The organism is Qipengyuania marincola (assembly GCF_029688625.1).
Taxonomy (GTDB): domain Bacteria; phylum Pseudomonadota; class Alphaproteobacteria; order Sphingomonadales; family Sphingomonadaceae; genus Qipengyuania.
Map to the genome: position 1 here is coordinate 688,303 of NZ_JARULC010000002.1, position 24,024 is coordinate 712,326.

A 24,024-nucleotide genomic window follows, 5' to 3' on the forward strand; every position below is an offset into this window, starting at 1 on the left:
CGCGATGTTCCGGTTATGTACCCAAACAGCGTCACGATGTCAATAACAAAGTACCAAATAGGTTCGCTCCGAGATCATTGCCAACAGCGCTCCGCTCGCCTAGTCCGGCGCGTGTCGGAAACGCCTGGGGTCCTGCCAATATCATGCTCATGAAACCGCTGCGCGGTCTGTACGAATGGACCATGGAAAAGGCCTCGCATCCCCATGCGGAATGGTGGCTGGCGTTCTTCTGCTTCGTCGAATCGAGCTTTTTCCCGATCCCGCCGCATCCGCTGCTCGGCCTGATGTGCCTGGCGGAACCGAACAAGGCGATCCGCTTTGCGATCATCGCTACCCTGTCCTCGGTCGCGGGCGCGCTGCTCGGCTATGCGATCGGCTGGGGGCTCTACGATACGGTCGGCGTGTGGCTGATCGGCACGCTCGGCCTGACCGAAGCCTTCCCCGTCGCCGCCTGCCACTTACGCGAGTACGATTTCGAGGCGATCCTGATCGCCGGCGCGACGCCGGTGCCGTTCAAGCTGCTGACGATCACCGCCGGCTTCGTCGGCATGAACCTTGTGACCTTCGTGCTCTCCAGCCTCTTCGCCCGCGCGCTGATCTTCATGACCGTCGGGATCCTGTTCCGCGTCTTCGGCGCCCCGATCAAGCGGGTAATCGACAAATACCTCGGCACGGTGACCACGGTCTTCGTCGTGATGGTGGTCGGTGGCATCCTGGTACTGACCCAGCTTGGCGGTAGCGAGGACGAAGAGGGCGGCCCCTGCGCGAACGCGACCGAGGTCAATCCGAGCGCTTGATGTGCAACGCAGAGCGGGTGTTGTCCGCTAGCGAACCGATGGCGGATCTTGGTTCAGGCGGCTCGTGACTCCAAAACGCACTCTCGAACTGCCGCATAAAACGATATTGGCTCGTTATCTTCTGTGAGCCACGTCAGGTCGTCATCTGTGACGTTTCCTACCTGAAGGACTAAGTCGTCTAATGTCTCGACCCGACGGTCACCATTAGCGACATGCTGCCCCTCAGCGTTTACGAAATCGAGCTTCCAGCCGCCGGGAACCTCTTTGTAGAACGTGATGGTCGTTTGCGACCAATTGTCGTCTACGTTCGCTGAAAAGGTGCGTGTCCACATCGTTATTCAACCAACTGTTGCACTAGCTACGACGTGGCTAAAGCCCTCGCGGATTGCAACGAGGCCTTTCCACCGAACAACGACCTTACCCCCCGTCGCTCACTCCAACGCAAACAGCGCGAGTGCCGCGCGGTCGGGGATCGCGATGCAGCCGTAGCCGCGCGTCACCAGCTTGCGCTTCTGCAATTCGCGCAGCGCGGCATTCGCAGTCGCGCGGGTTACGCCGAGCAGGTCGGCCAGTTCCTGCTGGGTGATCGCGATCTGCGCAGCATCCTCCTCGTTACCCGCCATATTGGCAAGGAGCCCCGCCAGCCGCTTGGGATTGGTCCCGCGCCGCAGGCCGGCCAACTGGCCAAGCGTATCCTGCAATTGTTCGGACAGGGCGGCCAGCAGCGCCCGCATGGAAGCAGGATAATTGCCCAGCGCATCGAGGAAGGCTTTCGCGCCGATCAACCGCAGGCTGCTGTTCCCGCGCGAAATGGCGTCGACGATCCGCGGGCGTCGCGCGAAGACTGCCAGCTCGCCATAGGAATCGCCGGGGCCGAGCAGGGCGACCGCGCGAAACTGTCCGTCCGGACCGAACTGGCCGATGGTAACCGCGCCCTCCTCGATCAGCCAGAACCCGTCTGCCGCCTCGCCCCGCTGCTGGATGATCTGCCCGTCAGTAAAGCGGCGCAGGATCGCGCCGCGAAGGAGATGCGCCTGCAAGCCCCGATCGAGGCTGGCGAACAGCATCGGCGCGGCAAGCGACCGCCGAGTCCTGGCAGAATGTAAAGAACTGGACATTCTTTCGCCTCGGTAAACGCTAGAGCCGGATTCGACAAGCGAGCCAGAATTTCCGGGAGACCCACCATGCCCACTTCGACTTTAGCGATTGTCGCGATCTATTTCGGTTATGCCGCGCTCGAATTGTGGCGCTCGAACCTGTTCGGGAAGGCCGAACAAACGCGCGACGACGGCATCGTCGAGGCGGTCAGCATGACCATGTTGCTGGCGGTCACCCAGCCTGCCGTGCTGTTTGCCGCCGGCGCGCTCGCCGATACTATCGCACCGCACTACGCCGGCGCGCTGTCCGGGCTGAACGTGTTCGCCGCGATCGCGCTGTTTCTCGTCGCGGACGACATGCTCCAATATTGGTGGCACCGGGCGAGCCATACGACGCCGTGGCTCTACAATCTCCATCGGGCCCATCACAACGCGCGCTACATGAGTGTGCGGCTCGTCTACCGGAACAACGTCATCTACTATGCGATGATGCCCAGCCTGTGGATGTCGGGCGTGCTCATCTGGCTCGGACTGGGCTGGGTCTATGCGGGCTATATCGTGGTCAAGCTGCTGGTGATCACCGGCGCGCATTCGGATGTCGCCTGGGACCGGCCGCTCTATCGCATCGGCTGGCTCTCGCCAGTGATGTGGCTGGTCGAACGCACGATATCGACGCCCGCGACGCATCATGCGCACCATGGCCGCCACGCCGACGATCCGGCGGTCCACTACAAGGGCAATTACGGAAACCTGCTGTTCGTCTGGGACGTGCTGTTCGGCACGGCGAAGATTACGCGGACCTATCCGCAGAGCTACGGGGTCGAGAACCTCGCGCCGGCATCACTCGGCCAGCAACTGCTATGGCCGATCTTCCCGGAACAGAAGGACAGGGCGAACGAACCGGTTAGAGAGGGGGCCGCGCCAACGAGCGCGGCCTGACGAAGGGGCCGGCCGGGCATAGCGTCCGGCCGGCCTTGAACGGCATCAGCCCTCGAATTTCGTGTCGAGTGTGATCTCGGCATTCAGCAGCTTCGAGATCGGGCAATTCGCCTTGGCATCGGCGGCAAGCTCTTCGAACTTCGCCTGTTCCATTCCGGGGACCTTGCCCTTGGTCGATAGCGCAGACTTGGTCACCGTGAAGCCATCGCCATCCTTCTCGAGCGTCACTTCGGCGCTGGTGGTTACGGTGCCGTCGGTATGGCCGGCTTCGGCCAGCTTGAACGCCAGGGCCATGGTGAAGCAACTGGCGTGGGCCGCCGCGATCAGTTCCTCGGGATTGGTCCCCGCCTCGTCTTCGAAACGGGTCTGGAAACCCTAAGGTTGGGCGGCGAGGGCGCCCGAGCCGGTCGAGACATGGCCCTTCCCGTCCTTGCCAAGGCCTTCGTAGGTCGCACTGCCGCTATTGGTCGTTTTCATGCAGAAACTCCTTTCGCCCTCCCGACGAGTGGCGAGCGATAGGGTTCCGCTTGCGCCTACATCATGTGCATGACGGACGGGGCCAGCGAGATCGCCAGCGAAATCAGCGCTGCGAAGGTGCCGAACGTCCCGGCGAGGGTGGTGAACGGGCTGCTGCCGGTATTTGCGAACATGAGGTTTCTCCTGATGGCGATACCTCATCGTTCGCCGACGACAGCGACTTGGTTACATGATGGTCCAGAAGAAAAGGGCGACCACACTGGCCGCCCCTTCACCCTGTTTGATCAATCGTCGTCGCGCCGGCGGTCCCTGCGCCTTTCGCGGCGGTCGCGTCGCTGGTCGCGCCGGGCCTCTTCGCGTCGATCGCGACGAGCTTCACGGCGAGCATCCCTGCGCCGGTCGCGGCGTGCCTCGCGTCGGGCTTCCGCGCGCCGGTCGCGCCGGGCTTCCTGGCGGGCCTCACGACGCTGCTCTGCACGCTGGCGCTGGCGGTAGTCGCGGCGCGCCTCCTGCCGACGTTCGCGAATGATCTCGCGACGGCGTTCTGCGCGGCGTTCCTGACGATAGTCGCGCCTGCGTTCTGCCCGGCGCTGGTCGCGATAGCGCTCGCGGCGATCCGCACGGCGCTCGGCCCGGCGTTCCCACCGGTCCCAATTGTTGCGCAGGCGGCGCTGGTCGCGCATCTCGGCCCGGCGGGCGAGCCAGTAGCGTTGCTGACGCGCGTTCCAGCGATGGCGGCGGCGATCCCGGTCGTAGACGTAGTAGCCGGTACCCGGATAATAGAAGTCGTCATACCAGCCGTAATAGCCGTCGTTGTAATAGCCATCGTCGTAATAAGGGTCGCCGTAATAGCCTGCGCTACCGACCGATACTCCGCCATAGGAGCCGAGGCTGCAGGCGTTGAGCAGACTGGTGCCGGCGGCAACCGCGAGCGCTGTTCGTTTGGATAGTCCCATCCCGTAATCTCCTGAATTCGTTGGAGACGGTCTAGGGGGCGGGGATTGAACTGCCTCTGAACCCGCGGTCACGTGGGGTTCATGCGGCCGGTCCGGCTCAGATAATCCCGACCTGTCTGCCCGATTGTTCGAAGATCGAAAGGATTTCGCCGACTTCCTCTTCGCTATGCTCGGCACACAGGGAGCAGCGCAAGAGCGTCATTCCGGCGGGTGTCGCCGGCGGCCGCGCGAGGTTCACGTAGAGGCCGTTCTGGATCAGCGCCTCCCACATCTGCGCGCCCTGTTCGAGGTCGGGCATGATGACCGCGATGATCGCGCTCTGCGGTTCCTCGGTCCCGAGCTTGAAGCCCAGGTCCTTGAGGCCCTTGTGCAGGGAGCGCGAATTTTCCCACAGGTGCGCGCGCTTGTTCGAACCGTGCATCAGCTTGCGGATGCTGGCCTCCGCGGTCGCAACCACCGATGGGGGAAGCGATGCGGTAAAGACGTAGGGGCGACAGACCAACCGCATGATCTCGAACTTGGGATGGTTCGAGACGCAGAAACCGCCAACGGTGCCGACGCTCTTGCTGAAGGTGCCGATGATGAAATCGACATCGTCCATCACGCCGGTATCCTCGACCACGCCGCGGCCGTTTTCGCCGATGAAGCCCATCGAATGCGCCTCGTCGACCAGCACCATGGCACCGTACTTCTTAGCGATCGCGACCATTTCCTTGAGCGGTGCGACATCGCCCAGCATCGAATAGACGCCCTCAAGCACGACCAGCTTGCCCGCGCCTTCGGGGATGCGCTTGAGGCGCTTCTCCATTGCCTCGATATCGTTGTGCTTGAACGGCACGACTTCGGCCTGGCCCATCGCGCAGCCGTCCCAGATGCTGGCATGGCTGTCGATATCGAGAACGATGTAGTCGCCCTTTCCGGCGATGGTCGAGATGATCCCGAGATTGGCCTGGTAGCCGGTGGAAAAGACCATCGCATGGTCCATTCCGTAGAAGTCCTTGAGCGCCTGCTCGCACTCCTTGTGGCCCTGATAGGTGCCGTTGAGCACGCGGCTGCCGGTTGTGCCGGTGCCGTAATCGGCCAGCGCCTGCTTGCCCGCCTCGACCACGTCGGGATCGAAGGTCATGCCCATGTAATTGTAGGTGCCCAGCAAAATGGTCTCGCGACCGTTGCAGATCGCGCGGGTCGGCGAGAGGACCTTTTCCATGACCAGATTGAACGGGTCTTCCTGTCCACTGGAAAGCAGCCCTTCGCGCAGGGCGATGATGTCATCGAACTTGGAGAAGAGATCCTTCCCTTCTCCTTCGAGTGTTTCCGGCTGGTCGGGCTGGATGATGCCTTCGCTCATCAGTCGGCCTGCAGCTTGGTGACGGCATCGACCAGCTGGCCGTAGGTTTCGATCTCGGCTTGCTGGTTCATCGAGATGATGATGTCGAATTCGTCTTCGATCTCGGCCACGAAATCCATCACGGTCAGGCTGTCGAATTCCAGATCGTTCTGGAAGGTCGTGTCCTCCTCGATCGTCACACCCTTCTTGTTGAAGGGCTCGATCAGCGAGCGGATCTTGGTGTCGACTGCGGCGCGGTCCATAGGGGGCTTTCCAATCCTTCGGGGGCGCGGCCCGGCGGGCGCGCTGTGCCCGTGCGGCAAAGCGGTGAAACACGTCTTTTGTCAAGGTTTGGCGCGCGCGGCCGCGGCTTAGTCACTCGGCAATCAGGGCGCGAACCTTGGCCATGAAGGGCATGATCGAAACCGGTTTGGCGAGGTAATCCGCGGCGCCAGCCTCGCGGATGCGTTCCTCGTCACCCTTGCCGGCATAGGCGGTGACGGCCAGCACGGGCACCTGCGCCATCGCCGCATCGCGCTTCAACTGCGCGATCAGGTCGATGCCGCTCACATTCGGCAGCTGGATGTCCATGATGACGAGATGGGGGGCGAATTTCTTCGCCGTCGCCACCACATTGGATCCGTCCGCCACGGGAACGACTTCGAAGCCGTGGGCTTTCAGGACATCGCAGAACAGTTTGCGATTGAGATCGTTGTCCTCGACAACCAGGATTCTCTTTGCCACGCCGCAGGGCCTCCCTGATACCGGGCCCCGAACTGGACCTTGCACTGGGGCAGCGCCATATGGAAAACACAAGCACGTGACAATCATTCGCAACCAAGCCGCCAGATCCGCCGAAAGCCGCGCCCCCGAAGTGTTGGCGCTGGAGGCGCTCGGCTGGGCACTTGCCGACAGCCAGCGCGCCGAACGCCTGCTGTCTCTGACCGGCCTGACGCCCGAACGCTTGCGTCACGGGATCGAGGATCGCTCCGTACAAGCCGCAGTGCTGGAATTTCTGGCCAATCACGAGCCCGATCTGGTGCTGGCGGCGGACAATCTGCAGACCACACCGGAGGCCCTGATTGCCGCGCACCGGGAGTTGTCCGCATGAGCCGCCCGCTGATCATTTCCGATTGCGACGAAGTTCTGCTCTACATGGTCTCGCCGTTCCGCGACTGGCTGGCCGAAACGCAGGGCGTCGAATTCCGCATGCAGGGCGGCGACTTCGCGACAGCCCTGCGCTGGCAGGACAGCGGCGAAATCCTGGCGCCGGACGAAATCTGGCGCAAGCTGGGTGGCTTTTTCGATACCGAAATGCACCGCCAGACCGCAATTCCCGGCGCGATCGAGGGCCTGAATGCCCTCACCGAACACGCCGACGTCGTGGTGCTGACCAATCTGGTCGACAAGCGGCAGGAAATGCGCCGCCAGCAATTGGCCGATCACGGGCTGGAGGCGCGGGTATTCACCAATCAGGGGCCCAAGGGTCCGGCCCTGCAGGCCATTCTGGATGAATACGAGCCGTCGAAGGCCATCTTCATCGACGACCTTGCCCAGCACCACCGCTCGGCACGCGAAACGCTGGGGAACATCACCACGTTGCACCTGTGCGGCGAGCCGATGATAGCACCGCATATCGACTGCGCTCACAAATCCGGCCATGCCGACGCGCGGATTGACACCTGGGACCACGCGCTGCCGTGGCTGATGGACCGACTGGAAAAGGAGCCCGCATGAGCATTTCCGCCCGCCTCGAGGAACTGGGCATCGCCCTGCCGGAAGCCGCCGCCCCGGTGGCCAGCTACAAGCCGATCGTCGTGCATGGCGGTCTGGCCTACATATCGGGCCAGCTACCGTTCGTGCAGGGTAAGATCGTGACTGGTAAGCTCGGCGCGGATCTCGATTGCGAGGAAGGGCGCAAGGCGGCGCGCGCCTGCGGGCTGATGATCCTCGCGCAGCTCGCTGCAGCCGATCTGCTCGAACGGGTGGAGTGCGTAGTGAGACTGGGCGGCTTCGTCGCCAGCACCCCCGACTTCACCGAGCAGCCGCAGGTGGTGAACGGGGCGAGCGACCTGATGTACGAGGTGTTCGGCGACTGCGGCCGCCATGCGCGCGCCGCGGTCGGCGTGCCGGTCCTCCCGCTCGACGCCGCGGTGGAGGTCGATGCGATCATTGCTCTCGAAAATTGACGACTTGCGTGTCCGCCGGTCCGATCCCGCGCGGATCGGCTGGCTGGCGCAATGGACCTATGCGCATCGCGGCCTGCACGGGGCCGGCCAGGTGGAAAATTCGCGCGGCGCCTTCGCAGCGGCGCTCGCCGCCGGCCTCGGCATCGAATGCGATATCCAGCGCAGCGCCGATGGCGAAGCGATGGTGTTCCACGATTGGGATTTTACGCGGCTGATCGGCCGACCGGAAAAGACCGAGAGCCTGACGGCGGCGGAATGGAAGAAGCTGAGCTATCTCGAGGGCGAGGAGCCGCCGATCGCGCTTGCCGACCTGCTGGAGATGGTGGCGGGTAGGGTGCCGCTGCTGATCGAGATCAAGTCGAGGCGGGGCTATGACGTCGCGCAAAGTTGCGTCGCGGTGGCGCATTGTCTGCGCTCCTATGCCGGCCCGCATGCCGTGATGAGCTTCGATCCACGGGTGTCGCGCTGGTTCGCTGCGCATTCACCGCAGACCGTGCAGGGCCTGGTGATGCGCGAAGACGACAAGGGCTATACCCAGAAGGCCTGGCAGCGACATCTGACGCTGTGGGCGGCGCGGCCCGAATTCCTTGCTTATCACATCGAGGCGCTGCCCAATCCGATGGTCGCCGGACTGCGCGAGGCCGGCCTGCCGATCGCGACCTGGACAGTGAATTCGCCCCAACTTGCGGACCGCGCACGGGACCATGCCGACGCGCTGATCGCGGAAGGGGCGGGGCTGGCGTGAGCGATCGAGATGCCCTTGCCGGTCTGGCCGCCCGCGTCGCAGGGTCCGTCGGCGCCTTCGCGCGCGACGACTGGAATGCGATTGCCGGCGACAATCCTTTCGTCAGCCACGAATTCCTCACCGCACTCGAGGATTCTGGCAGTGTCGGCGCCGGGACCGGCTGGCAAAGCGCGCCGATCGTGATTTCGCAGGACGATGGCCCGCCGCTTGCCGCCATGCCCGCCTATCTCAAGAGCCACAGCCAAGGGGAATACGTCTTCGACCACAGCTGGGCCGATGCCTACGAGCGCGCCGGCGGACGCTATTACCCCAAGCTGCAGATTGCGGCGCCCTTCACCCCGGCGACCGGCCCGCGGCTGTTGTTGTCGGAGGAGGCACTTGCCGGCCCGCTGCTGGCGGCGGCCGAGCAGCTATGCGTCCAGAACGGCTTTTCCTCCGCCCATGCGACGTTCATCGAGCCGGCGCAGATCGAATTGTTCGAGGACGCCGGCTGGATGCTGCGCTCCGACATCCAGTTCCACTGGCACAATCGCGGCTTTGCCAGTTTCGACGATTTTCTCGCCAGCCTGGCGTCGCGCAAGCGCAAGGATCTGCGTAAGGAAAGGGCGGCGGCGCAGGAGGGGGTCGAGATCGTGCGCCTGCAAGGCGACGACTTGAAACCTGCGCACTGGGACGCCTTCTGGGGCTTCTACCAGGATACCGGCGCGCGCAAATGGGGCCGGCCCTACTTGACCCGGGAGGCGTTCGATTTGTTCTCGGAGCGGATGGGCGAGCGGATCCTGCTCGTGCTCGCCCTTGTCGATCGCGAGCCCGTGGCGGGGGCGCTCAACTTCATCGGGAAGGATGCGCTTTACGGCCGCTATTGGGGCTGTTCGCGCGAAATCCGCTTCCTGCATTTCGAGCTGTGCTACTATCAGGCAATCGATGCCGCGATCGAGCTGGGCCTGTCGCGCGTGGAAGCCGGAGCGCAGGGCGGACACAAGCTGGCGCGCGGCTACGAACCCGTCGAGACGATGTCGGCGCACTGGATCGCAGATCCCGGTTTTCGCAACGCGGTCGCGGATTTTCTCGAGCGCGAACGCGCAGGCGTGGCAGCCGATCGCAATTACCTGCAGGCGCGCACGCCGTTCAGGAAGGGCTGATCGTCAGGCGACTTTGCGCTGACCTTCTGCGAGCCATTCGCGGGCTCTGCGCTGGGCTTCGGCGATTTCGCGAGCGGTCATTTCTTCCGAAACATCGGCGCGGCACCAGGCAGCTTCCTCATGGCCTTTCGACGCGGCGATGTTGAACCATTTATGCGCCTCGATCAGATCGCAGTTGCATCCGCGGCTGCCGGTCGAGAAAGCCACGCCCAGCCCATAGAGCGCATCGGTGTCCCCTCGCGCATATCCCTGCAGCGCATCGGCAATCACAGCGATCGCCTCTTCGCCCTGTTCGATCCTGCCTGCGCCGCCTTCGATAAATGTCAGTGCCATCGGAATTCCCCCTGTGTTCGTCCGGCCCCCCGACCGGTCGATCACCGGGTTCGCGAATTATGGTCAATAAAAGGTTAACGCGGGCCGAAATAATCGCATCGAAACAATAGTGCATGACGCAGTCCGGCCACGCTCATCTGGCGAACGTCGGACATGGCAGGATTGCTGCTTGTGCCGTTTGGGGTGCTTGCCTATAGGCCGCGCCATTCGGACTGCCCGGCTACCGGAAAAATCCGGGGCCGCAGGGGGGCGGCGATCCTGATGCGGTAATTCGAGGTGAGAGGGCGATGGCCTCACTGGCTAAGAGCGATACGGAAAAGCGGTTGGCGGCAGCCCGTGCTGCGATCGGCGCCGACTACACGCCGAGCGAAGACGAAGATTACATGAACGAACGGCAGCTCGACTACTTTCGGGTGCTGCTGCTCGACTGGAAGAAATCGATCCACGATGCTGCGGGACAGACCCTGCAGTCCCTGCAGGACGGTCCGATCCGCGAGCCCGACCTCAACGACCGGGCCTCGTCGGAAACGGACTGGGGGATCGAACTGCGCACTCGCGATCGCCAGCGCAAACTCATCGCCAAAATCGATTCGGCGCTTCGTCTCATAGACGGGGGGGAGTATGGCTATTGCGAGGTTACGGGCGATCCGATTGGCCTGAAACGCCTGATCGCGAGGCCCGTCGCCACCATGACCGTGGAGGCGCAGGAAGCGCACGAGCGGCGCGAGAAAATCTCGCGCGACGACTGAAATTTCGCGCCAATTCTTTGCCGAGTGTTAACCGTTTGCGGCTATCCGCGATCGACCCGGGCAATGTGATTGCTCGCAAGGCCAAAAAACGGAGTCGAGACTGCGATGCAATCGGTGGAAACCAGGAATGTCGCACGCGATAGCCTGTTCCTGTTCGCGGAACTGCATTTTGAAGGCCGTCCCGAACCGGTGCGGGTCAAGGTTCGCAATCTGTCGGCTGGCGGCATGTTGGCCGAGGCCGAGGTCGCTACCGAGCGTGGCGCGCGTCTGGTGATCAAGCTGCGCAATATCGAAGACGTGAAAGGCGCGGTCGCCTGGGTACAAGGCCCGCGCTTCGGTATCGCTTTCGATACGCAAGTGGACCCGCGGGTTGTGCGCGCACCGGTTGCGGCGTCGACCGGGCCGACCACACCATCATACGCACGATCCGCAGTGACCCGCGCGTCCTATGGCGAAGGCCCGCTGCGGACGATCTGACCGGCGCCGCAGCCAGGGAAATTGTCCGGCTGACGCCTTCCTTTCATGATGCTAGGCGGAAGGCCATGCGGCTCGCCCTCGCCCTTATTGCTGCCTCGCTTGTGCCGGCCTGTTCCGGCAGCGTCGACGACGGTGTGGTCGATGTCGCCTTCATCGCGCCAGCCAGTGAGCTTGAGGCAAGCGGCCTGCGCCTCGGCGCCGCAGCCCAGCATTTGCGTGCGGCGCAGACTCAGGGTCTCGTATCGCTGGCGGCCAATGGCGAAGTTGTGCCCGCCATTGCCGAGCGCTGGATCGTAACCGATGACGGCGAGAGCTATATCTTCCGCATCCGCGAATTCGACCTGCCAGACGGTTCGCGCCTGACGGCGCAAGTGGTGCGCGATGCGCTGGCGGTCACGCTGCGGCGGCTCGAAGGGACCTCGCTCGGCCTCGATCTCGCCAAGGTGCGCGAAGTGAGGGCAATGACGGGCCGGGTCGTCGAAATTCGCCTGTCCAGTCCGATGCCCGACCTCCTCCAGTTGCTTGCCCAGCCCGAACTGGGGTTGGCGCTCAGAAATGCATCGCTCGGTCCGATGACGGTGGAGAAGTCCGACGGCGGGCTATTCCTGGAGGCTGTGCCCCCCGAGCTGCGCGGGCTTCCCATGCAGCCGGGTTGGGACGAAGATCTGGTCGCAGTGAGGGCCTATGCGGTCGAGCCGCCAACTGCGGCCGAGGGATTTGCGAATGGCAGTTACGAGCTCGTTCTCGGCGGGCGGCTGGCATCGCTGCCGCTCGTCGATATCGGGCCCCTGACCCGCGGCACGATCCGGCTGGATGCCGCGCTTGGCCTGTTCGGGCTCGACGTTCAGCGCCGGCAGGGCTTTCTCGAGGATCGCGACAATCGCGAGGCGCTGTCCATGGCGATCAATCGTTCCGAGTTGCTCAACGCGTTCAATATCGGCGGCTGGGCGCCCACGACACGGCTGGTCTCGCCGGGGCTGCCGGGCGATAGCGGCACCGTGGCGGAGCGCTGGTCCGGTCAGTCGATCGATGAACGCCGGGCGTTGGCGGCAGCGCGGGTCCGTGGCTGGACCTCGAGCGCCGGTGCATCACCCTCGGTTTCAATCTGGCTGCCCGATGGGCCGGGATCGGACATGCTGTTCGATGCCTTGGCGAGCGATTTCGCGGCGATCGGCGTCGCGAGCACGCGCGAGGAGGTCAAGAGCGAAGCCGACCTTGTCTTGCGGGACCGCGTGGCGCGCTATGGCGCGGCGCGCTGGTTTCTGAACCAGTTCAACTGCAAGGTATCGCCGCGGGTATGCGTCGAAGATGCCGATTATCTCGTGGAACTGGCCGTTGACGCCCGCGACCTGACCGAGGAGGCATCTTTTCTGGCGGAAGCGGAAACGACCCTCACCGCGGCAAATACCTACATCCCGCTCGGCTCGCCGATCCGCTGGTCTCTGGTGCGCGGCGATATCCAGGGGTTTCTCGAAAATCGCTGGAACGTGCATCCCTTGTTCCCGCTCACGCGCGCTCCCATCTAGCGGTCATGGACGATATGCCCAACCGTGCCCGCCCGCTGGGGATCGAGCTCCCGACCGGCCGCGACCCGATCTCTATCCGTAAACGTATCGAGGCGATGGAGCAGGTGCTGGAACGCAGCTTCACCATTCCCGGAACAAACTATCCCGTCGGGCTCGATTCGATCATCGGCCTCGTCCCCGTTATCGGCGATGTCGTGACGGCAGCCATGGGCGCCTATATCGTGTGGGAAGCCCGCAATCTCGGCATCCCGAAATGGAAACTGTGGCGCATGGCCGGCAATATCGCGTTCGACAGTGCCATTGGCGCAGTTCCCGTCGTCGGCGATGCTTTCGACCTCGCCTTCCGGTCGAACACGCGCAACCTGCGGATTATCCGCAAGCATCTCGACAAGCACCACCCCCAGACGCGGATCATCGAGCAGTAGTTTCGCGTCGCGCCAATGCACGCTAGGGCACGGCGCATGGCAAGCGATGTAACCTATTCGGGCTATCTCGATCTCGACCGCATCCTCGCGGCGCAGCACCCCGCGTCCGACGCGCATGACGAGATGCTGTTCATCATCGTCCACCAGGCGAGCGAGCTGTGGCTCAAGCTGTGCCTTCACGAATTGCAGGAAGCGCGCACCTGTATCATCGCTGATCGCCTGCGCCCGGCCTTCAAGATGCTCGCGCGCGTGGCGCGAGCGCAGGGACAGTTGATTCAGAGCTGGGATGTCCTCAGCACCATGACGCCCCACGATTATTCGACGATCCGCCCGCATCTCGGCAGCTCCAGCGGCTTCCAGAGCGCGCAATACCGAATGATGGAATTCATGCTCGGCGGCCGAAAGCCCGATATGGTGACGATGCACGAGGCGACGCCCGACGTGGCGGCAGAGCTGCGCGAGGAGCTGGCTCGCAAAAGCATCTATGCGGAAGCTATCGCCCTGTTGGCGCGGCGCGGCTTCGCCATCCCGCAAGCGGTTCTGGACCGGCCCGTCGACACGGCGTGGGAACACTCGGCGGACGTCGAGGCGGCCTGGGCCGAAATATACCGCGATCCCAAGGAACATTGGGACCTTTACGAACTGGCCGAGAAACTCGTCGATCTGGAATATCACTTCCAGCGCTGGCGCTTCGGCCATCTGAAGACCGTGGAGCGGATCATCGGCTTCAAGAAGGGCACTGGCGGCACGCCTGGCGTGCCCTATCTCGCGGGTGTGCTGAAAGCGGCCTTCTTCCCCGAATTGCTCAGCGTGAGGACAGCGATATGAGCTCGTGGCGCAGCAAGCGGCGGATCTGGGATATTTCCCAGACCCTGCGGCCAGGATTGCCTGTCTGGCCGGGGGATACCGAATTCGACTTCGATCGGACGTGGAAAATGGAGGATGGCTCGCCGGTCAATGTCGGGCGGATGACCATGAGCACCCATTCGGGCACGCATGGTGATGCGCCTCTGCATTACGCTGCCGACGCGCCGGACATCGCCAGCGTCGAACTCGATCCCTATATCGGCGAGTGCCTGGTGGTCGATGCGACCGGCGTAAGCGGCGGGTCCATCGGCGTCGGCGACCTGCCGCATATCGACAGTGCGGACCGCGTGCTGTTCCGCACCTTCGAGCGCTTCCCGCACGAGGCGTGGGACCCCTCCTTCACCGCGATCGACGCCGAAACCATCGAGTGGCTTGCGTTGCAGGGCGTGAAGCTGGTGGGCACCGACGCGCCGAGTGTCGACCCGCAGGAATCGAAGACAATGGCTGCCCACAAAGCAGTGCTGGAACACGATATGTGTATTCTCGAGGGGCTGGTGCTCGATGATGTGCCGGAAGGCCGCTACGAACTGATCGCGCTGCCCCTGAAGGTGGCAGGCGGCGATGCGGGTCTGACCCGCGCGATTCTGCGCGAGCTGGCCGAATGATCGAGCGCGCAAGGGTTCTCGATGCGGGCGATCCGCTGGCGCATTTTCGCGAGCGCTTCCACGTGCCCGACGGCGTGATCTATCTCGATGGCAATTCGCTCGGCTGCCTTCCACGGGCCACGCCGGACCGCATGGCCGAAGTCATGCGAAAGGAATGGGGCGAGGCGCTGATACGCAGCTGGAACTCCGCTGGCTGGATCGACCTGCCCCAGCGGGTCGGTGGCAAGATCGCGCCGCTGATCGGAGCGCAGCCGCATGAAGTGATCGTTGCCGACAGTGTTTCGGTGAACCTCTTCAAGCTCATTAGCGCAGCACTGATGATGCGGCCCGGCCGGAAGGTCGTACTGAGCGAGCCGGGTAATTTCCCGACGGACATTTACATGATCGAGGGACTCGAAAAGCAGGGGCTGGCAGAACGGCGGCTGGTGCCGCGCGAGCAGCTGGTCGATGCGCTTGACGGGGACGTGGCGCTACTGCTGCTGACCCATGCGCATTACAAGACCGGCCAGCTGTTCGACATGGCCAGGCTGACCCAGGCGGCGCATGAGGCGGGCGCGCTGGTCCTCTGGGACCTCTCGCACTCGGGCGGCGCATTGCCAGTCGATCTGAATTCATGCGACGCGGATTTCGCGGTCGGCTGCGGGTACAAATATTTCAACGGCGGACCGGGCGCACCGGCCTATGCCTTCGTGGCAGAGCGACACCAGGACGACATCCACCAGCCACTCAGCGGCTGGATGGGCCATGCGCAACCCTTCGCCTTCAGCGACCATTACGAGCCCGCTCCGGGCGTCGACCGCCTGCTGTGCGGCACGCCCGGCATCCTCGCCCTCGCGGCGCTCGAGGTCGGCGTGGCGCTGATCGCGGAAATCGGCGTCGAGCGCCTCCACGCGAAGTCGCAGGCGCTGTCCGAATTCTTCCGCCAGTGCCTCGCTGAAGCGGGCGTAGCACTCGATCTCGTCAGCCCTGCCGACCCCGCGGCACGCGGCAGTCAGCTCTCCTTCCGCCACCCGGAAGCCTACGCTATCTGCCAGGCGCTGATTGCCCGTGGCGTGATCGGTGACTTCCGCGAGCCCGACATTCTGCGATTCGGCTTCGCCCCAGCATATCTGCGCTTCGAGGACATGGCCGAAGCGGCGCGGCACGTGTCAGATGTTATCGATGCGGGCGAATGGCAACGCGCAGAGTTTCGCGAAAGGGCGGCGGTGACCTGAAACGGGCATCTGGGCTGCCTGTGGGATTTCTATTGCTCTCGTTGAAAATATGGCCAAAAAGGGGCGCCCGCCGCTCAGGCATTCAAAGGAAACAAAGAAATGAACTTCAAGACCGTGACCCTGGCCGCTTCGGCCTTTGCATTTGCTGCTCTCGGCGCTTGCTCGGAGAGCGAGCAGGAGGCTCAGGAAGATCTGACCGAACAGGCTTACGAATCGCAGGAAGACCTGCTCGAAGAGCAGGCCGATCTGGCTGAGGCACAGGGCGACGAAGTGACCGAGGAAGCTCTCGACGCCGAAGCCGATGCCATGGGCGAAATGGGCGACCAGGCTGAAGACGCTGTGGACGAAGCAGCCGAGTAAATCGCGTCGGCGGTCGATTGCCGACCGAAACAAGGGCGGCGCCTGTCCAACGGACCGGCGCCGCCTTTTGTCATCTTGGATCAGCGGAGCGCGCTATACCGGCTGGGCTCAGCCGGGCTTCTTCTTGAGGCTGGCGCGGTACTCCTCGATGGTCATCGCGTTTGCGTAACCCTCGTGCTCGGGAGAGACACAGTCGCCGGCAGCATAGACTGTCCCGAACATGCCGCCCCGCGAGCCGGACGTGGGGGCCAGTATCTTGCGATCCGGACCGCGCTCCTCGCACATGTCGGCAAGCTGGCGCGACGCCTTGTCGATGGCCATGGTCGCACAGCCACCCAGTACCGCAACCACCGGCAGAACGCCGGCAACATACAGTCGTTTCATATTTTCGAGGTTCCCTGCACCAATAGCGGTGCATCGACGCAACTAAATCGCATAGGACTTGCGAGCAAGACGGATTCTGACAGTAGCGTTCGAAGCGCTCACGTTGTTGCCCAGATGTCGAACCCGCTATTCTTCCAGTTCGATGTCCCAATAGAGCCAGTCGCGCCAGGTTTCGTGCAGGTAATTCGGCGGAAACTGTTTGCCGTGTTGCTGCAACTGCCAGTGGGTCGGGCGGATCGGCTTGGCGTAGAGCTGCATGTTCGCCTGCTTCGGCGTGCGGCCACCCTTCTTGAGATTGCAGGGCGCGCAGGCTGTGGCGATGTTTTCCCACGTGGTCTTCCCACCCAGTCTGCGGGGGATCACATGGTCGAAGGTCAGATTGCCCATGTCGCCGCAGAACTGGCAGCTGAACCGATCGCGCAGGAACACGTTGAAGCGGGTGAAGGCGGGAAACTCGCTCGGCCGGACATATTGCTTCAGCGCAATCACGCTGGGGATTTTCATGTCGAAACCGGGTGAATGAACCTCGCGGTCGTAGCTCTCGATTACATCAACCCGGTCCAGGAAGATCGCCTTGATCGCCGTCTGCCACGGCCACAGGCTCAGCGGGTAATAGGACAGGGGCGTATAATCGGCATTGAGGACGAGCGACGGGCATGATTCCAGATTGCGCGTCGGATCTTCGGCGGCGCTCCGGAACCTTGCGGCCCGCTCCAGCAGTTCGGCCCTAAACACTCGAGTACCACACGTGCGCGTTCTCCCGATATGATGGAAAATGCACTTGCACGGGGAAGCGTCAACCCTGTTACAGACAGGCTATCCACACTTTGTCCACGGATTCGCGCACGTTGATCGTCACTCGCTTCGCTCCCAGCCCCAATGGGCCTTTGCATCTGGGGCATGCCTATTCAGCGATCGTTGCGCATGATCTTGCGAAAAAGGCCGATGGGCGGTTCCTGCTCCGGATCGAGGATATCGACGGGGCGCGTTCGCGGCCCGAACTGGCGGACGAGTTCCGTCGCGATCTCGAATGGCTCGGCCTCGAATGGGAGGAGGTGCCGGCCCAATCGACCCGCCTCCCAGGCTACGAGGCGGCAGCGCGCGACCTGCTCCATCGCGAACTGCTATATCCATGCACTTGCACGCGCGCCGAGATTGAGGCGCTCGAGCCGCGGCTGGGCCCGGAAGGCGCGATCTATCCCGGATCCTGCAAGGGACAGCTGCTCGACCCGCAGAAACCCGCGGCGCTGCGGCTCGATGTGGACCGTGCGATGGCCCAGGCTGGCGAGCTTGTATGGGAGGATGATCTGGCAGGGCGCATGATCGCGGATCCGCGTGAGGGCGGCGATGTCGTGATCATGCGCAAGGATGCCCCGGCGAGCTATCATCTCGCGGCGACGCTCGACGATGCGGCGGACGGGGTCACGCTGGTCACGCGCGGGCAGGACCTGTTTCCCGCAACGCATGTCCATCGGTTGCTGCAGGCCCTGCTGGGCCTGCCCGTCCCCCGGTGGCACCACCACGGACTGTTGATGGACGATAGCGGCCGAAAGCTGGCGAAACGGCGCGGCTCGGGCGCTGCGGGCCATGGCCTTGCCGAACGCCGGAACGCGGGCGAGAACGGACTGTTGCTTGCCGAGCAATTGCGCTTGCAGCGTTTTCCGGCTGACATTTCGCTGGTCAGTACCTAGATCGGGGTCACCATGAACACATTTCTCTCCATCGTCCTCGTCATCCTCATGCTGCTCGTGATCGTAAGCCTCGTGCGCGGGATCGTCGCTTTCCTGAAAAGCACCAAGATCGATCTGGAAAGCGGGCAGCAGACCGATGCCACGGATATGCAGCTGGCACAGAACAAGGCGATGTTCGCCCGTGTGAAGTACCAGGCGCTGGCAATCGTGGTGGTTGCGGTCATCCTCGCCATCGCGAACTGACGCGCGGCGGCCGCGGCAGATGGTCAAGCTCAACAAGATCTACACACGCACCGGTGACGACGGCACGACCGGGCTCGTCGACGGATCGCGCCTTGCCAAGCATGCGCCCCGCATGGAGGCGATTGGTGCGGTGGACGAGGCCAACAGTGCGCTCGGCCTCGCGGCCGTGGCGCTGGGCGAGGGGGAGCATGCCGACGCGCTGTTCCGCATGCAAAACGATCTCTTCGATCTCGGCGCGGATCTGGCGACGCCGGCCGGGGACCAGGACGATTTCTCGCCCTCCGAGATGGAGCTGCGGATCGTACCGGCACAGGTAACGTGGCTCGAACAGGCAATCGATGCCGCGAATGCCCGATTGGAACCGTTGACCAGCTTCGTGCTCCCCGGCGGTAGCGAGGGGGCGGCGCGGCTTCATGTCGCGCGGGCGGCGGCCCGGAGAGCGGAACGTGCGATGACGGCGATGGCCGCCGAGACGCCGACCAACCCGCAGGCGCTGGCCTATATCAACCGCCTGTCGGATTACCTGTTCGTCCTCGCGCGCGTCGCCAATCGTGACGGAGAAGGCGACCTCACATGGGTGCCGGGCCAAAACCGCTAACTGGTCGCTAGCCAGCAACTCCCGCCTTCGCTACTGCACGCGCATTGCTGCAAGTGCGAAGGATTTTTCGATGAGCAAGGTGATCGGCATAATCGGTGCCGGACAGATGGGGTCGGGCATTGCCCAGACCGTGGCGGCGCATGGCATGGAAGTGCTGCTTGCCGACGTGAGCCTAGACGTCGCTGAAAAGGCGCATGCCGGTATCGATCGCGCGCTCGGCAAGCTGGTCGGGCGCGGCAAGATCGAGATCGCCGATGCCGAAGCCACGCTGGGGCGCATCACCCCTGTCGCCGACTACGCGCCGATGGAACGGGCCGATTTGATCATCGAAGCGGCTACCGAGAAGGAAGCGATCAAGCAGGCGATCTTCGAAAAGGCAGGTCAGGTGCTCGCCGCCGATGCAATCATGGCATCCAACACCAGCTCCATCCCGATCACCCGCATGGCGAATTATTCGCCGGATCCGGCGCGCTTCATCGGGTTGCATTTCTTCAATCCGGTGCCGGTGATGGGGCTGATCGAAGTCATTCCCGGCCTCGCCACCGCCCAATCGACGACCGACCGAACGGTGGCTTTCGCGGAAGGATTGGGCAAGCAGGTCGTGCTCAGCCAGGACGAGCCCGGCTTCGTGGTCAATCGCATCCTTCTCCCAATGATCAACGAAGCGGTTTTCGTGCTCGGCCAGTCCACGGCCGGGATCGAGGATATCGACAAGGGCTGCCGCCTGGGCCTCAATCACCCGATGGGGCCGTTGCAGCTGGCCGATTTCGTCGGGCTCGATACCTGCCTCGACATCATCATGGTGCTCTACAAGACCACGCGGGATGCCAAGTATCGCCCCGCACCCCTCCTGGTGAAATATGTCGAGGCCGGCTGGCTGGGGCGGAAGACGGGACGCGGCTTTTATGATTACTCCGGCGAGGAACCGGTCGCGACGCGTTGATTTTCTCGCCTGACGGCAGCGGGATGGGACAGCAAGGTCAGGACGAGGGTCATGACCCGACGCAATAAAGAACGGAACTCCCGGCCGTACCGCGCCGTTGATCTCGCAAAGGAGATCAGCGCGATGAGCGATACGAGCAAGAAGAACACCCCGGTCGGCGAAAGTCAGGAAGCGCGGCAGGCCAATCTCGCCCCTGAAACGCATAACGACGAACAGGACGACCACCGCATGCAGGCGCAGGAAGTTGCCGAACAGGCTCGCGCCACCACGCGCGAGACGCATTCCCCGACCGAGAGCACGAAGGGTGACAACAAGTCGGGCCTGATGGGCGATTCAACTCAGGATACGATCGATCACATGCGCGACATGGAAAGTTCGGGCCGGATCGACATGGATGCCTATAAGGGCGAGCCCAATCACGACGACAATGTCGACAAGTATGGCAAGGACAACAAGCCCGACGGCCTGCGGGGCGATGGAACCTAGGGTCCTTCGGTCAACACCCACAAACCGGTGACCAGCACAAGGGAGCCGACGCCTACGCCATAGGCCATGACCTTGAAATTCGGGGTGGATATCGCTTCGAATTCATGCGTGTTGAGGCGCGCCAGCGTTTTGCATGCGCGCCGCTCGGCCGTGATCGCCAGCCAGCCACCGCCGAGGATGAAAGCGGTGGCGATCGCCTTCGGTAGCCAGGATGGGTCCCAGGCGCCGAAGAGGGCGCGGAAGCCGAGGCCGATCCCGATGGCGGCGAACGCGGTGCGCATCCATCCGGCAAATGTCCGCTCCATTGCCATGATGTTGCGATCTTCTGCCAGATCGGTTCGGAATTCCGCCCAAGCGGTGCTCTTGTCCTTGTCCTCGGGCGGGTCGTCTTGTGCCATAAACCGTCAATCGGCGGGAGCCGCTACCGGTTCCGAAAGCGCTCGATTAGTCTTCGACCGGATCCGTCGCGAAGTCTTCGGGCTCGGCTGAGTCCATTTCAGTCGGATCTGGGGGAGCAACCTCTGCATACCAGTCGTCGAGCGTCAGCTGCTCGCTATCACCCGATGCTTTGCGTGACCCGGATGTCGGGACCGGGGCCGAGTAGACGGGTGGAGTGGACGCCGTGTCTTGGCCGCGCTCCTTGCTGACCTGCGCAAGCATGCCCGGATTATCCTCGCCGCCGATCAGCACGGCGATGGCAGCGAGGAACGTTACGAAAGGTCCCAGTTTCTTGCCTATTCGCGCGAGCGCCGCATTCTCCATGCTCGCAAATCTATGGGCGCGACGGTTAAAGTTCCCTTGAGCCGGCGCGCGCCTTCAATTCGTATAGCTTCTCCAGCGCCTCGCGCGGGGTCAGGGCGTCGAGATCCAGCGCCTCGAGCGCCTCGCGCAGCTCGTCCCGCTGCTGCTCGTCCTCTTGCACGCTCGCCGCGAATAACGGCAATTCTCCCAGTCCGGCCGCCAGCCCCCCGGTTTCTGCACGGCCTCGCTCCAGCTTGGCAAGCACCGCCTTGGCGCGCTTGAGCACGGGGGGAGGCACCCCGGCAAGGCGGGCGACATCGATCCCGTAACTGCGATCGGCCGCGCCCTTCGTCAATTCGTGCAGCAGGACAAGGTCACCCTTCCACTCGCGCGCGCGGACATGGTGGAGGCTCAGGGCATCGCATGTGTCGGCCAGGCGGCTGAGTTCGTGATAATGCGTGGCGAACAGGCAGCGGCAACGCAATTGCTCGTGCACTGCCTCGACCACTGCCCAGGCCAGGGCCATGCCATCATAGGTCGAGGTGCCGCGGCCGACCTCGTCGAGGATGACGAAGCTCCTATCCGTCGCCTGGGCGAGGATCGCTGCAGTTTCCACCATCTCGACCATGAAGGTCGAGCGACCGCGCGCAAGATTGTCGCTTGCCCCGACACGGCTGAACAGGCGATCGGCGATGCCGATGCGCGCGGTGCTTGCAGGCACGAAACTTCCTGCCTGGGCGAGGAGCAGGATAAGGGCGTTCTGCCGCAGGAAAGTGGACTTGCCGCCCATGTTCGGCCCGCCGATCAGCCATAGCCGATCGTCGGGGCCAAGCACGCAGTCGTTGGCGACGAAGCGCTCGCCCGCCTTCGCCAAGGCCTGCTCGACCACGGGATGCCGGCCGCCCGCTACTTCGAGGCACGGTGCATCGAGCATTTCGGGCCGTGCCCAATCGCCCTCGGCCGCTCGCTCCGCCAGCCCCGCAGCGACATCGATCCGCGCGAGTGCCGCGGCCGTTGCCGCGATGGCTTCGCGCGCTGCCACGACCTCGCCGACCAGATCCTCGAAATGCGCCTCCTCCGCCACCAGCGCATGGGCGCCGGCTTCGGCGATCCGCGTGGCTTCCTCGTGCAGGCCGAGCGAATTGAACCGCACCGCGCCCGCCATCGTCTGGCGGTGCGTGAACCCGCTATCGGCTGCCATCAGCTTGTCGCCGTGCTTGGCGGGGACTTCGATGAAGTAACCGAGTACCTTGTTGTGCTTGATTTTGAGCGATGGGGTTGCGGTCTGCTCGCGATAGCCCGCCTCCAGCGCGGCGATCGCCTTGCGGGCATTGCCGCTCGTCTCGCGTAGCGCATCGAGTGCGTGATCGTAGCCGCTGGCGATATAGCCGCCCTGCTGCCGCTCGGTTGGAGGTGAGGGCACCAGAGCCCGGTCGAGATGGTCGACCAGCGCGGCGTGTCCGCCAAGCGCGGCGAGGGCGTGATCGATCAGGGCCGGCAGGTCCCGGCTCGCGCTCAGCATATCGCGCACCCGCCGCGCTTCGCTAAGCCCGTCGCGGATCTGGCCGAGATCGCGCGGACTTCCGCGCCCGGCGACGAGGCGGCCGAGCGCGCGGCCGATATCGGGTGCCTGGCGCAGGGCGGCACGCAGGTCCGCACGCAGCAAGGGGTCGCGATGGAAGTGGTGGACGGCGGCATGCCGGGCCTCGATCGCGGCGCGGTCGGAGAGCGGGGCGGCCAGATCATCGGCCAGCTGGCGCGCGCCCGCTCCGGTAACGCAGCGATCGACGCAGGCGATCAGGCTGCCAGCCCGCCCGCCGCCCTGTGCTTCGAGTATTTCCAGGCTTGTCCGTGTCGCTGCGTCCATCGCCAGATGCGCCCCGGACCCGCGTGCTACGGGTGGAAGCAGGAAGGGCAATTCGCCGCGACCGGTATGCTCGAGATAGGCGATCAGCCCGGCCGCCGCTGCGAGCATCGGGCGCGAGAAATCCCCCAGCCCATCGAGCGTGGCGAGGCCATGGATGACCTTCAGGCGGCTTTCGCCATCCTCGCTGCGGAACTCGCCGCGTGGCCTGCGGATGAGGTCGTCCATGCCGCTGTCCCAGTCTTCGGGAGCCACGACTTCGCTCGCGCCCAGCCGCGCGAGTGCGGCATCGACGCCGGCGGACTCGCACTGTTCGAGCTCCATGCGGCCGGTCGAGATATCGCAGCTGGCAAGCCCTATGCCGTCGCGCACCGGTGCCACTGCAACCAGCACATTTGCGCGGCGCGGCTCCAGCAAGGCATCCTCGGTCAGCGTGCCGGCCGTGACGAAACGCACGATATCCCGCGCGACCAAGGCTTTCGACGAGGGTGTACCCTCGCGCTTGGCGCGGGCCTTGGCCTGCTCGGGCGTTTCAGTCTGCTCGGCGATCGCCACGCGGCAGCCGCCCTTGATCAGCCGTGCTAGATAGCCCTCGGCCGAATGGACCGGCACGCCGCACATCGGCACTGGCGCGCCGCGATGCTCGCCGCGACTGGTGAGCGCGATGTCGAGTATTTGTGCCGCGACCTTCGCGTCTTCGAAGAACAATTCGAAGAAATCACCCATGCGATAGAACAGCAACGCATCGCCCGCCTCGCGCTTGAGCGCGAGATACTGTTCCATCATCGGGGTCGGCTTGCCGGACATGCAATCTGCCTAGCTGGCCTCGTTCCGATTCGGGAAGCGAGG

31 protein-coding genes and 1 pseudogene are annotated in these 24,024 nt (G+C 63.9%); 20 read left to right on the plus strand and 12 right to left on the minus strand.

Annotated features, from left to right (window positions below; all coding sequences use genetic code 11):
* Positions 1-143: 143 nt before the first annotated feature.
* Positions 144-797, plus strand: coding sequence for a YqaA family protein (locus P8Q88_RS08675; RefSeq protein WP_278323455.1), 654 nt, complete (start codon positions 144-146; stop codon positions 795-797).
* Positions 798-1,228: 431 nt separating this feature from the next.
* Here the strand turns inward: P8Q88_RS08675 and P8Q88_RS08680 are convergent, their stop codons facing one another.
* Positions 1,229-1,864: a Crp/Fnr family transcriptional regulator gene (locus P8Q88_RS08680; protein WP_278323456.1), complete on the minus strand. Its 636-nt coding sequence runs from the start codon at positions 1,862-1,864 to the stop codon at positions 1,229-1,231.
* 117 nt (positions 1,865-1,981) lie between these two features.
* On the opposite strand from P8Q88_RS08680, the gene P8Q88_RS08685 reads away from it, so the two are divergent.
* On the plus strand, positions 1,982-2,833 hold the full coding sequence (locus P8Q88_RS08685; protein ID WP_278323457.1) for a sterol desaturase family protein: 852 nt from the start codon (positions 1,982-1,984) through the stop codon (positions 2,831-2,833).
* A 45-nt stretch (positions 2,834-2,878) separates the two neighbouring features.
* On the opposite strand, the pseudogene P8Q88_RS08690 reads toward P8Q88_RS08685, so the two are convergent.
* The 5 genes and pseudogenes from P8Q88_RS08690 to P8Q88_RS08710 all read right to left on the minus strand — a co-directional run bounded on the left by P8Q88_RS08690 (position 2,879) and on the right by P8Q88_RS08710 (position 6,337).
* Positions 2,879-3,310, minus strand: a pseudogene (locus tag P8Q88_RS08690) (OsmC family protein).
* A 284-nt stretch (positions 3,311-3,594) separates the two neighbouring features.
* A complete protein-coding gene (locus P8Q88_RS08695; protein ID WP_278323458.1) occupies positions 3,595-4,266 on the minus strand; it encodes a peptidase in 672 nt (223 codons plus the stop codon).
* A gap of 97 nt (positions 4,267-4,363) precedes the next feature.
* Positions 4,364-5,614 carry a serine palmitoyltransferase gene (spt, locus tag P8Q88_RS08700; RefSeq protein ID WP_278323459.1) on the minus strand — a complete coding sequence of 417 codons (1,251 nt, stop codon included), beginning with the start codon at positions 5,612-5,614 and terminating at the stop codon, positions 4,364-4,366.
* Positions 5,614-5,856: an acyl carrier protein gene (locus tag P8Q88_RS08705; RefSeq protein ID WP_278323460.1), complete on the minus strand. Its 243-nt coding sequence runs from the start codon at positions 5,854-5,856 to the stop codon at positions 5,614-5,616. The genes spt and P8Q88_RS08705 overlap by 1 nt, the downstream gene beginning before the upstream one ends.
* A gap of 112 nt (positions 5,857-5,968) precedes the next feature.
* Positions 5,969-6,337 (minus strand): response regulator, encoded by a 369-nt coding sequence (locus P8Q88_RS08710; protein ID WP_278323461.1) that lies wholly within the window; start codon positions 6,335-6,337, stop codon positions 5,969-5,971.
* Between the two features lie 76 nt (positions 6,338-6,413).
* On the opposite strand from P8Q88_RS08710, the gene P8Q88_RS08715 reads away from it, so the two are divergent.
* From P8Q88_RS08715 to P8Q88_RS08735, 5 genes are read left to right on the plus strand one after another with little or no spacing between them, the layout of a single operon-like run.
* Positions 6,414-6,704: a DUF3572 family protein gene (locus P8Q88_RS08715; RefSeq protein ID WP_278323462.1), complete on the plus strand. Its 291-nt coding sequence runs from the start codon at positions 6,414-6,416 to the stop codon at positions 6,702-6,704.
* Positions 6,701-7,330 (plus strand): HAD family hydrolase, encoded by a 630-nt coding sequence (locus tag P8Q88_RS08720; protein ID WP_278323463.1) that lies wholly within the window; start codon positions 6,701-6,703, stop codon positions 7,328-7,330. The genes P8Q88_RS08715 and P8Q88_RS08720 overlap by 4 nt, the downstream gene beginning before the upstream one ends.
* Positions 7,327-7,782, plus strand: a complete 456-nt coding sequence (locus P8Q88_RS08725) for a RidA family protein (RefSeq protein WP_278323465.1) — start codon at positions 7,327-7,329, stop codon at positions 7,780-7,782. The genes P8Q88_RS08720 and P8Q88_RS08725 overlap by 4 nt, the downstream gene beginning before the upstream one ends.
* A complete protein-coding gene (locus P8Q88_RS08730; protein WP_278323466.1) occupies positions 7,757-8,527 on the plus strand; it encodes a glycerophosphodiester phosphodiesterase family protein in 771 nt (256 codons plus the stop codon). The genes P8Q88_RS08725 and P8Q88_RS08730 overlap by 26 nt, the downstream gene beginning before the upstream one ends.
* Positions 8,524-9,669 carry a GNAT family N-acetyltransferase gene (locus P8Q88_RS08735; protein ID WP_446532543.1) on the plus strand — a complete coding sequence of 382 codons (1,146 nt, stop codon included), beginning with the start codon at positions 8,524-8,526 and terminating at the stop codon, positions 9,667-9,669. Before P8Q88_RS08730 ends, P8Q88_RS08735 begins: the two co-directional genes overlap by 4 nt.
* Before the next feature lie 3 nt (positions 9,670-9,672).
* Here the strand turns inward: P8Q88_RS08735 and P8Q88_RS08740 are convergent, their stop codons facing one another.
* Complete coding sequence (locus P8Q88_RS08740; protein ID WP_278323467.1) at positions 9,673-10,002, minus strand: SEL1-like repeat protein; 330 nt, start codon at positions 10,000-10,002, stop codon at positions 9,673-9,675.
* A gap of 287 nt (positions 10,003-10,289) precedes the next feature.
* Here P8Q88_RS08740 and dksA point away from each other — a divergent pair, with 287 nt between their 5' ends.
* From dksA to P8Q88_RS08780, 8 genes are all read left to right on the plus strand, one after another.
* Entirely contained in the window at positions 10,290-10,751 is a 462-nt protein-coding gene (dksA, locus tag P8Q88_RS08745) for an RNA polymerase-binding protein DksA (RefSeq protein ID WP_278323468.1), read from the plus strand.
* A 105-nt stretch (positions 10,752-10,856) separates the two neighbouring features.
* Positions 10,857-11,228, plus strand: a complete 372-nt coding sequence (locus P8Q88_RS08750; RefSeq protein WP_278323469.1) for a PilZ domain-containing protein — start codon at positions 10,857-10,859, stop codon at positions 11,226-11,228.
* Positions 11,229-11,293: 65 nt separating this feature from the next.
* The gene (locus P8Q88_RS08755; RefSeq protein WP_278323470.1) at positions 11,294-12,754 is read left to right on the plus strand and encodes an ABC transporter substrate-binding protein; all 1,461 of its coding nucleotides are present in this window, start codon (positions 11,294-11,296) and stop codon (positions 12,752-12,754) included.
* 5 nt (positions 12,755-12,759) lie between these two features.
* Positions 12,760-13,179 carry a DUF4112 domain-containing protein gene (locus tag P8Q88_RS08760; protein ID WP_278323471.1) on the plus strand — a complete coding sequence of 140 codons (420 nt, stop codon included), beginning with the start codon at positions 12,760-12,762 and terminating at the stop codon, positions 13,177-13,179.
* A gap of 36 nt (positions 13,180-13,215) precedes the next feature.
* Positions 13,216-14,007, plus strand: a complete 792-nt coding sequence (locus P8Q88_RS08765; RefSeq protein WP_278323472.1) for a tryptophan 2,3-dioxygenase — start codon at positions 13,216-13,218, stop codon at positions 14,005-14,007.
* Entirely contained in the window at positions 14,004-14,651 is a 648-nt protein-coding gene (kynB, locus tag P8Q88_RS08770) for an arylformamidase (RefSeq protein WP_278323473.1), read from the plus strand. Before P8Q88_RS08765 ends, kynB begins: the two co-directional genes overlap by 4 nt.
* Positions 14,648-15,865 carry a kynureninase gene (gene kynU / locus P8Q88_RS08775; protein ID WP_278323474.1) on the plus strand — a complete coding sequence of 406 codons (1,218 nt, stop codon included), beginning with the start codon at positions 14,648-14,650 and terminating at the stop codon, positions 15,863-15,865. The genes kynB and kynU overlap by 4 nt, the downstream gene beginning before the upstream one ends.
* A gap of 99 nt (positions 15,866-15,964) precedes the next feature.
* Positions 15,965-16,225 carry a hypothetical protein gene (locus tag P8Q88_RS08780; protein WP_278323475.1) on the plus strand — a complete coding sequence of 87 codons (261 nt, stop codon included), beginning with the start codon at positions 15,965-15,967 and terminating at the stop codon, positions 16,223-16,225.
* Between the two features lie 108 nt (positions 16,226-16,333).
* Here P8Q88_RS08780 and P8Q88_RS08785 read toward each other — a convergent pair whose 3' ends face one another.
* Complete coding sequence (locus tag P8Q88_RS08785; RefSeq protein WP_278323476.1) at positions 16,334-16,609, minus strand: hypothetical protein; 276 nt, start codon at positions 16,607-16,609, stop codon at positions 16,334-16,336.
* Between the two features lie 126 nt (positions 16,610-16,735).
* A complete protein-coding gene (locus P8Q88_RS08790) occupies positions 16,736-17,329 on the minus strand; it encodes an HNH endonuclease (protein WP_446532552.1) in 594 nt (197 codons plus the stop codon).
* 128 nt (positions 17,330-17,457) lie between these two features.
* Between P8Q88_RS08790 and gluQRS the strand changes: the two genes are divergently transcribed.
* From gluQRS to P8Q88_RS08815, 5 genes are all read left to right on the plus strand, one after another.
* Complete coding sequence (gene gluQRS / locus P8Q88_RS08795; RefSeq protein WP_278323653.1) at positions 17,458-18,300, plus strand: tRNA glutamyl-Q(34) synthetase GluQRS; 843 nt, start codon at positions 17,458-17,460, stop codon at positions 18,298-18,300.
* Between the two features lie 12 nt (positions 18,301-18,312).
* On the plus strand, positions 18,313-18,543 hold the full coding sequence (locus P8Q88_RS08800) for a hypothetical protein (RefSeq protein ID WP_278323477.1): 231 nt from the start codon (positions 18,313-18,315) through the stop codon (positions 18,541-18,543).
* A 19-nt stretch (positions 18,544-18,562) separates the two neighbouring features.
* Entirely contained in the window at positions 18,563-19,141 is a 579-nt protein-coding gene (locus P8Q88_RS08805; RefSeq protein ID WP_278323478.1) for a cob(I)yrinic acid a,c-diamide adenosyltransferase, read from the plus strand.
* Positions 19,142-19,211: 70 nt separating this feature from the next.
* Positions 19,212-20,084: a 3-hydroxyacyl-CoA dehydrogenase NAD-binding domain-containing protein gene (locus P8Q88_RS08810; RefSeq protein WP_278323479.1), complete on the plus strand. Its 873-nt coding sequence runs from the start codon at positions 19,212-19,214 to the stop codon at positions 20,082-20,084.
* Positions 20,085-20,207: 123 nt separating this feature from the next.
* Positions 20,208-20,570: a hypothetical protein gene (locus tag P8Q88_RS08815; protein WP_278323480.1), complete on the plus strand. Its 363-nt coding sequence runs from the start codon at positions 20,208-20,210 to the stop codon at positions 20,568-20,570.
* Here the strand turns inward: P8Q88_RS08815 and P8Q88_RS08820 are convergent.
* From P8Q88_RS08820 to mutS, 3 genes are read right to left on the minus strand one after another with little or no spacing between them, the layout of a single operon-like run.
* Positions 20,567-20,968 (minus strand): YidH family protein, encoded by a 402-nt coding sequence (locus tag P8Q88_RS08820; protein ID WP_278323481.1) that lies wholly within the window; start codon positions 20,966-20,968, stop codon positions 20,567-20,569. The two genes, P8Q88_RS08815 and P8Q88_RS08820, sit on opposite strands and share 4 nt — an antisense overlap.
* 46 nt (positions 20,969-21,014) lie before the next feature.
* On the minus strand, positions 21,015-21,332 hold the full coding sequence (locus tag P8Q88_RS08825; protein ID WP_278323482.1) for a hypothetical protein: 318 nt from the start codon (positions 21,330-21,332) through the stop codon (positions 21,015-21,017).
* A 25-nt stretch (positions 21,333-21,357) separates the two neighbouring features.
* Positions 21,358-23,982 carry a DNA mismatch repair protein MutS gene (mutS, locus tag P8Q88_RS08830; RefSeq protein ID WP_278323483.1) on the minus strand — a complete coding sequence of 875 codons (2,625 nt, stop codon included), beginning with the start codon at positions 23,980-23,982 and terminating at the stop codon, positions 21,358-21,360.
* Positions 23,983-24,024 lie beyond the last annotated feature (42 nt).

Bases quoted from the DNA above. Each gene is read 5' to 3' on its own strand.
- P8Q88_RS08675 (WP_278323455.1), top strand. From the start codon at position 144: ATGCTCATGAAACCGCTGCGCGGTCTGTACGAATGGACCATGGAAAAG.
- P8Q88_RS08680 (WP_278323456.1), bottom strand. From the start codon at position 1,864: ATGCTGTTCGCCAGCCTCGATCGGGGCTTGCAGGCGCATCTCCTTCGC.
- P8Q88_RS08685 (WP_278323457.1), top strand. From the start codon at position 1,982: ATGCCCACTTCGACTTTAGCGATTGTCGCGATCTATTTCGGTTATGCC.
- P8Q88_RS08695 (WP_278323458.1), bottom strand. From the start codon at position 4,266: ATGGGACTATCCAAACGAACAGCGCTCGCGGTTGCCGCCGGCACCAGT.
- spt (WP_278323459.1), bottom strand. From the start codon at position 5,614: ATGAGCGAAGGCATCATCCAGCCCGACCAGCCGGAAACACTCGAAGGA.
- P8Q88_RS08705 (WP_278323460.1), bottom strand. From the start codon at position 5,856: ATGGACCGCGCCGCAGTCGACACCAAGATCCGCTCGCTGATCGAGCCC.
- P8Q88_RS08720 (WP_278323463.1), top strand. From the start codon at position 6,701: ATGAGCCGCCCGCTGATCATTTCCGATTGCGACGAAGTTCTGCTCTAC.
- P8Q88_RS08725 (WP_278323465.1), top strand. From the start codon at position 7,327: ATGAGCATTTCCGCCCGCCTCGAGGAACTGGGCATCGCCCTGCCGGAA.
- P8Q88_RS08730 (WP_278323466.1), top strand. From the start codon at position 7,757: ATGCGATCATTGCTCTCGAAAATTGACGACTTGCGTGTCCGCCGGTCC.
- P8Q88_RS08740 (WP_278323467.1), bottom strand. From the start codon at position 10,002: ATGGCACTGACATTTATCGAAGGCGGCGCAGGCAGGATCGAACAGGGC.
- dksA (WP_278323468.1), top strand. From the start codon at position 10,290: ATGGCCTCACTGGCTAAGAGCGATACGGAAAAGCGGTTGGCGGCAGCC.
- P8Q88_RS08750 (WP_278323469.1), top strand. From the start codon at position 10,857: ATGCAATCGGTGGAAACCAGGAATGTCGCACGCGATAGCCTGTTCCTG.
- P8Q88_RS08755 (WP_278323470.1), top strand. From the start codon at position 11,294: ATGCGGCTCGCCCTCGCCCTTATTGCTGCCTCGCTTGTGCCGGCCTGT.
- P8Q88_RS08760 (WP_278323471.1), top strand. From the start codon at position 12,760: ATGGACGATATGCCCAACCGTGCCCGCCCGCTGGGGATCGAGCTCCCG.
- P8Q88_RS08765 (WP_278323472.1), top strand. From the start codon at position 13,216: ATGGCAAGCGATGTAACCTATTCGGGCTATCTCGATCTCGACCGCATC.
- kynB (WP_278323473.1), top strand. From the start codon at position 14,004: ATGAGCTCGTGGCGCAGCAAGCGGCGGATCTGGGATATTTCCCAGACC.
- kynU (WP_278323474.1), top strand. From the start codon at position 14,648: ATGATCGAGCGCGCAAGGGTTCTCGATGCGGGCGATCCGCTGGCGCAT.
- P8Q88_RS08780 (WP_278323475.1), top strand. From the start codon at position 15,965: ATGAACTTCAAGACCGTGACCCTGGCCGCTTCGGCCTTTGCATTTGCT.
- P8Q88_RS08785 (WP_278323476.1), bottom strand. From the start codon at position 16,609: ATGAAACGACTGTATGTTGCCGGCGTTCTGCCGGTGGTTGCGGTACTG.
- P8Q88_RS08800 (WP_278323477.1), top strand. From the start codon at position 18,313: ATGAACACATTTCTCTCCATCGTCCTCGTCATCCTCATGCTGCTCGTG.
- P8Q88_RS08805 (WP_278323478.1), top strand. From the start codon at position 18,563: ATGGTCAAGCTCAACAAGATCTACACACGCACCGGTGACGACGGCACG.
- P8Q88_RS08810 (WP_278323479.1), top strand. From the start codon at position 19,212: ATGAGCAAGGTGATCGGCATAATCGGTGCCGGACAGATGGGGTCGGGC.
- P8Q88_RS08815 (WP_278323480.1), top strand. From the start codon at position 20,208: ATGAGCGATACGAGCAAGAAGAACACCCCGGTCGGCGAAAGTCAGGAA.
- P8Q88_RS08820 (WP_278323481.1), bottom strand. From the start codon at position 20,968: ATGGCACAAGACGACCCGCCCGAGGACAAGGACAAGAGCACCGCTTGG.
- P8Q88_RS08825 (WP_278323482.1), bottom strand. From the start codon at position 21,332: ATGGAGAATGCGGCGCTCGCGCGAATAGGCAAGAAACTGGGACCTTTC.
- mutS (WP_278323483.1), bottom strand. From the start codon at position 23,982: ATGTCCGGCAAGCCGACCCCGATGATGGAACAGTATCTCGCGCTCAAG.